The sequence below is a fragment of the Roseateles sp. P5_B10 genome, assembly GCF_056400485.1.
In genome coordinates, this window is the sequence record NZ_JBFULE010000319.1 from 1 (window position 1) to 5,734 (window position 5,734).

A 5,734-nucleotide genomic window follows, 5' to 3' on the forward strand; every position below is an offset into this window, starting at 1 on the left:
GCCCTGGGAGTTCGGCAAGTCCTTCTCCCAATCGGCACCCATCGGTGCGGTCCATCGGGCCGCAGACATCGGGCATCCCGCCGAAGCTGCCATCAGCCTGACCGTCAACGGCCAGGCACGCCAGTCGTCCGACATCGCGAAGCTGATCTGGTCCGTCGCCGAGTCGATTGCCGTGCTGTCCCAGTACGACGAACTGCAGCCCGGTGACGTGCTGATGACCGGCACGCCGGAGGGCGTGAACGCCGTGGTGGCGGGCGACGTGATGCTCGGCGCGATCACCGGCCTCGGGCAGATCGAAGTACGCGTCACGGCCTGAGCCCGCGAGCGCCCAGAACAACAAGGAGACAGGCATGGCCGACACGTCCACCATCTTCCCGACCGAGGCCCGGTGGGAAGGCGAGGGGAGTTCCCGCATCCCCTTCCTGGCCTACACCAGCGAGCAGCTTTACCAACGCGAGCTGGAGCGCTTCTTCTACAAGGGCCACTGGTGCTACGTCGGCCTGGAGGCCGAGGTGCCCAATGTGGGCGATTTCAAGCGCACCGTCATCGGTGAGCGCTCGGTCATCATGGCGCGCGACAACGACGGCGCGATCAACGTGATCGAGAACGTCTGCGCGCACCGCGGCATGCGCTTTTGCCGCGAGCGGCACGGCAACCGCAAGGAGTTCGTCTGCCCCTACCACCAGTGGAGCTACACGCTCAAGGGCGACCTGCAAGGCGTGCCCTTCCGGCGCGGCGTCAAGCAGGACGGCCAGGTGCACGGCGGCATGCCGGCGGACTTCAAGACCAGCGACCATGCGCTGACCAAGCTCAAGGTTGCCGTGCGTGGCGGCGTGGTGTTCGCCTCGTTCGATCCTGACGTCGAGTCCTTCGAGGACTTCATGGGCCCGACCATCCTGGGCTACTTCGACCGCATGTTCAACGGCCGCAAGCTCAAGATCCTCGGCTACAACCGCCAGCGCATCCCGGGCAACTGGAAGCTGATGCAGGAGAACATCAAGGACCCGTATCACCCGGGCCTGCTGCACACCTGGTTCGTCACCTTCGGGCTCTGGCGCGCCGACAACAAGTCGCAACTCCGCATGGACGACCGCCATCGCCATGCGTCCATGATCTCGACGCGCGGCAGCGGCGGCAAGTCCGAGCAGGTGACCCAGGTCTCCAGCTTCAAGGAGACTATGCAGTTGCACGACCCGAGCTTCCTGGACATCGTCCCGGAGCCCTGGTGGGGCGGGCCGACTGCGGTGATGACCACCATCTTCCCCAGCGTCATCCTGCAGCAGCAGGTCAACAGCGTGTCGACCCGCCACATCCAGCCCAGCGGCCACGGCAGCTTCGACTTCGTCTGGACCCATTTCGGCTACGAGGACGACACCGAGGAGATGACCCAGCGGCGCCTGCGCCAGTCCAACCTGTTCGGCCCGGCCGGCTTCGTCTCGGCCGATGACGGCGAGGTGATCGAGTTCTCGCAGCAGGCCTTCGAGAGCAAGCCCTTCCACCGCACGCTGGCCGAGCTGGGCGGGCGCGAGGTCGAGGACACGGAGCACATGGTCACCGAGACGCTGATACGCGGCATGTACCGCTACTGGCGCGAAGTGATGGAGGACTGAGTTATGGCCGCGTCCATCAACTTCGAGGACTGGCTGGCGCTGAGCCAGCTGTACGCCGACTACGCCGCCGCCGTCGACTCCGGCAACTGGGACCTCTGGCCCGAGTTCTTCGTCGACGACTGCGTCTACCGCCTGCAGCCCCGCGAGAACCATGAGCGCGGCTTCCCGCTGGCCACGCTGTCCTTCACCAGCAAGGGCATGCTCAAGGACAGGGTCTACGGCATCAAGGAGACGCTGTTCCACGATCCCTACTACCAGCGCCACATCGTCGGCGCGCCCGTCGTGCGCCGCGCTGAAGCCGACCGCATCGAGTCCGAAGCGAACTACGCGGTGCTGCGCACCAAGCTGTCCGAGGCCAGCACCGTGTTCAACGTCGGGCGCTATATCGACGTGGTCGTGCGCACGCCGGGCGGCTTCAAGTTCGCGTCGCGCGAGTGCATCTACGACAGCGAAATGATCCCGAACTCCATCATCTATCCCATCTGAGAGCGCTGCCATGAACCATGACAACTGGATCGACGCGCTGGCGCGCGATCAGCTGCCTGCCGACGACGTGATCGGCGTGGCGGTCGCCGGCCGCGACATCGCCGTCTACACCGTCGGCGACGAGGTGTACGCCACCGACAACATCTGCACGCATGGCCATGCGCGGCTGTGCGACGGCTTCCTGGACGGCCACGAGATCGAGTGCCCGCTTCACCAGGGCAAGTTCGACGTACGCGACGGCCGCCCGATGTGCGAGCCGGTCACCGAGGCCCTGCGCAGCTACCCCGTGAAGATCGACGGCCAGCGCGTCTATCTGCAGATTGACTGACCCCGTTCAATCGGGCCACTACTACAAGGAGACAAGCATGAGCATGAAATCCAAGATCGCCATCCTGGGCGCCGCTGCGCTGGCCGTTGCCGGCGCGGCGCAAGCCGCCGTCATCGGCCTGGTGGCGCCGCTTTCCGGGCCGCAGGCCCTCGTCGGGCAGGACCAGGTCGACGGCTTCAATCTCGCCGTCGAACAGCTCGGCGGCAAGCTCGGCGGCCAGCCGCTCACGCTGCTGAAGGAGGACGACCAGCTCAAGCCCGAGATCGGCCAGCAGGCCGTTCGCAAGCTGATCGACAAGGACAAGGTCGATGCCATCGTCGGCCTGTCCTTCTCCAACGTGTTGATGGGCAGCCTGCCCCGGCTGGTCGAGTCGGGCGTGGTGGCCATTGCCACCAACGCCGGCCCCTCGCCGCTGGCCGGCGCGCAGTGCAAGGCCAACATCTTCTCGATGGCCTGGCAGAACGACGGCTCCGCAGAGGCCATGGGCAAGTTCGCCCAGGACAAGGGCATCAAGCGCGTCTACCTGATGGCCCCCAACTACCAGGCCGGCAAGGACATGCTGGCCGGCTTCAAGCGCTACTACAAAGGCCAGGTGGTCGACGAGGTGTTCACCCAGGTCAACCAGCCCGACTACTCGGCCGAGATCGCGCAGCTGCAGGCGGCGGCGCCGGACGCGGTGTTCGTCTTCTACCCCGGCGGCATGGGCATCAACTTCGTCAAGCAGATGAGCCAGGCCGGCCTGATGGGCAAGCTGCCGCTGTATTCGGTGTTCACCGTGGACGGCACGACGCTGCCTTCGCTGCGCGACGCGGCGGTCGGCGCCATCAGCGGCGCCATGTACGACGCGTCGCTGGACAGCCCCGAGAACAAGGCCTTCGTCGCGGCCTTCCAGGCCAAGTACAAGCGCACGCCCAGCCTGTACGCCGCCACTGGCTATGACGCGGCCCAGCTGCTCGATGCGGCCCTGCGCAAGTCCGGCGGCGACGCCAAGAAGCTGGCCGCGGCAGTCAAGGCGGCGGGCAGCGAGGTCAAGTCGGTGCGCGGTCCGTTCCGCTTCGGCAAGAACAACATGCCGGTGCAGAACTACTACGCCTTCGAGACCTGGCGCGACGCGGGCAAGATCGCGACACGCCAGGTCGGCACGCCGCTGAGCGCCCACGCCGACCCATACGGGCAGCAATGCCCGCTGCCTTGAGGGGCGCGGCATGAATGCCACGCTGCTGCTGGCGCAACTGCTCAACGGGCTGCAGTACGGGGTGCTGCTCTTCCTCCTGGCTGCCGGCCTGACGCTGGTGTTCGGCATCATGAGCTTCGTCAATCTGGCGCACGGCTCGCTCTACATGCTCGGGGCCTATGCCGGCGCGCTGGCCTATGGCGCCACCGATTCGTTCGCGCTGGCGCTGCTGGCGGCGGCCGGTGGGGCGCTGGTGGTGGGCATGGCGCTTGAGGTGGTGATCGTCTCGCGGCTGTACCGGCGCGACCACCTCGACCATGTGCTGGCGACCTTCGGCCTCGTGATGTTCTTCAACGAGTTGGTGCGCATGGTCTGGGGGCCGCAGCCGCTCTTCGTCCAGGTGCCGCAGGTGCTTGACGGCACCGTGAACCTGTTCGGCTTCACCTATCCCGCCTACCGTTTCGCGATCATCGCGGTCGGGTTGGCCGTGGCGGTGGGGTCGCACCTGGTGATCCACAAGACGCGCCTGGGCATGCTGATACGCGCCGGCGCGCAGTACCCGCAGCTGGTGTCCGCGCTCGGCGTCAACATCGGCTTGCTCAATGCGGTGCTGTTCGGCCTGGGCGCCGCGCTGGCCGGGTTGGCGGGCGCCATGGCGGGGCCGGTGCTTTCGGTGCAGTCGGGCATGGGCGAGCCCGTGCTCATCACCACCCTGGTCGTCATCGTCATCGGCGGCATCGGCTCGGTGAAGGGTGCCCTCTACGCGGCCATGATCGTCGGCGTGGTCGACACCTTCGGCCGCGTGCTGCTGCCGTTGCTGCTGCGCCAGATCGCCGAACGTTCCATCGCCGATGCGGCCGGCCCGGCGCTCGCGTCCATGAGCGTCTACCTGTTGATGGCCCTGGTGCTTGCATTGAAGCCGCAGGGGCTGTTCCCGGCTCGACGCGCCTGATCGGAGAGTGATGATGTCCACTGCCTATTTGCGGCCGGCAACGCTGGTTCCGCTGGTTCTGTTCGCGGGTCTGCTGGCCGTGCCTTTCGTTGCCCAGGCAACGGGCCAGCCGTTCTGGATCTCCTTTTTCACACGCATCCTCATCTACGCCATCGCCGCCTCGGCGCTCAACGTGGCGCTGGGTTTCGGCGGGCTGGTCAGCTTCGGCCATGCGCTGTTCCTCGGCCTGGGCAGCTATGCCGTGGCGTTGCCCGCGGCGCATGGCATCGACAGCGGCTGGGTGCATCTGTTGATCAGCCTGGGCGTCTGCAGCCTCGTCGCGCTGGCTGTCGGCGCCATCAGCCTGAGGACCTCGGGCATGTCCTTCATCATGATCACGCTGGCCTTCGCGCAGATGGGCTACTTCCTGCTGGTCAGCCTGAAGCAGTACGGCGGCGACGATGGCCTGGCCATCGCGACGACCAGCCGCTTCGGCGCCGGCATCGATCTCGGTGCTTCGCCGGTGCTCTACGGCACGGCCTGGGTGCTGTTGGCGCTGTTGACCCTGTGGGTGGCCAGGCTGCGCCTGTCGCCCTTCGGCATGGCCTTGCGTGGCGCGCGCCAGAACGCACGCCGGGTGCAGGCCATCGGCCTGGCGCCTCGCCGCGTGCAGCTGGCCGCCTTCGTGCTGTCGGGCGCCATTTGCGGGCTCGCCGGCATGCTGCTGGCGAACATGAACGCCTATGCCTCGCCAAGCACGATGGCCTGGACGGTCTCCGGCGACCTGATCGTCATGGTGGTGCTGGGCGGCATGGGCACGGTGTTCGGCCCCGTGCTGGGCGCGGTGGTCTTCCTTGGCGTGGAGGAGTTGCTCAAGGGCTATACCGAGCATTGGATGATCGTCTTCGGCCCGCTCATCGTGCTGATGGCCTTGCTGGGGCGTGGAGGGCTCACCGGCCTGCTGCAGCGCCTGCACAAGCCGGCCGCTGCCGGCCCTGTCGTTCAGGCCATCCAGAAGGGGCATGCGTGATGGCCGCCGCACTCAGAACAGATGGCCTGGTGATGCGCTACGGCTCGCTGCTGGTGACCGACAGCGTGTCGCTGGACATCCGGCCCGGCGAGCTGCACGCCGTCATCGGGCCCAACGGCGCCGGCAAGACAACGCTGATCAACCAGCTCAGCGGCGAGTTGCGCCCGCTCGAAGG

At 66.9% G+C, this 5,734-nt stretch carries 7 protein-coding genes and 1 pseudogene; all 8 read left to right on the forward strand.

Annotation, left to right across the window (positions count from 1 at the left end; all coding sequences use genetic code 11):
* Nucleotides 1-316, forward strand: a 316-nt coding sequence (locus tag AC1DU6_RS18070; protein WP_477858700.1) for a fumarylacetoacetate hydrolase family protein, incomplete at its 5' end; no start/stop codon positions are given.
* Between the two features lie 34 nt (nt 317-350).
* On the forward strand, nt 351-1,610 hold the full coding sequence (locus AC1DU6_RS18075; protein ID WP_477858701.1) for an aromatic ring-hydroxylating dioxygenase subunit alpha: 1,260 nt from the start codon (nt 351-353) through the stop codon (nt 1,608-1,610).
* 3 nt (nt 1,611-1,613) lie between these two features.
* Nucleotides 1,614-2,096, forward strand: coding sequence for an aromatic-ring-hydroxylating dioxygenase subunit beta (locus AC1DU6_RS18080; RefSeq protein WP_457325578.1), 483 nt, complete (start codon nt 1,614-1,616; stop codon nt 2,094-2,096).
* Nucleotides 2,097-2,106: 10 nt separating this feature from the next.
* Nucleotides 2,107-2,424 (forward strand): non-heme iron oxygenase ferredoxin subunit, encoded by a 318-nt coding sequence (locus AC1DU6_RS18085; protein ID WP_457325577.1) that lies wholly within the window; start codon nt 2,107-2,109, stop codon nt 2,422-2,424.
* Between the two features lie 37 nt (nt 2,425-2,461).
* Nucleotides 2,462-3,619, forward strand: a complete 1,158-nt coding sequence (locus AC1DU6_RS18090) for an ABC transporter substrate-binding protein (protein ID WP_457325576.1) — start codon at nt 2,462-2,464, stop codon at nt 3,617-3,619.
* A gap of 10 nt (nt 3,620-3,629) precedes the next feature.
* Nucleotides 3,630-4,550: a branched-chain amino acid ABC transporter permease gene (locus tag AC1DU6_RS18095; protein ID WP_477858705.1), complete on the forward strand. Its 921-nt coding sequence runs from the start codon at nt 3,630-3,632 to the stop codon at nt 4,548-4,550.
* 10 nt (nt 4,551-4,560) lie between these two features.
* Nucleotides 4,561-5,559 (forward strand): branched-chain amino acid ABC transporter permease, encoded by a 999-nt coding sequence (locus AC1DU6_RS18100; protein WP_457325452.1) that lies wholly within the window; start codon nt 4,561-4,563, stop codon nt 5,557-5,559.
* Between the two features lie 68 nt (nt 5,560-5,627).
* Nucleotides 5,628-5,734: pseudogene (locus tag AC1DU6_RS18105) on the forward strand (ATP-binding cassette domain-containing protein); the annotation flags it as partial.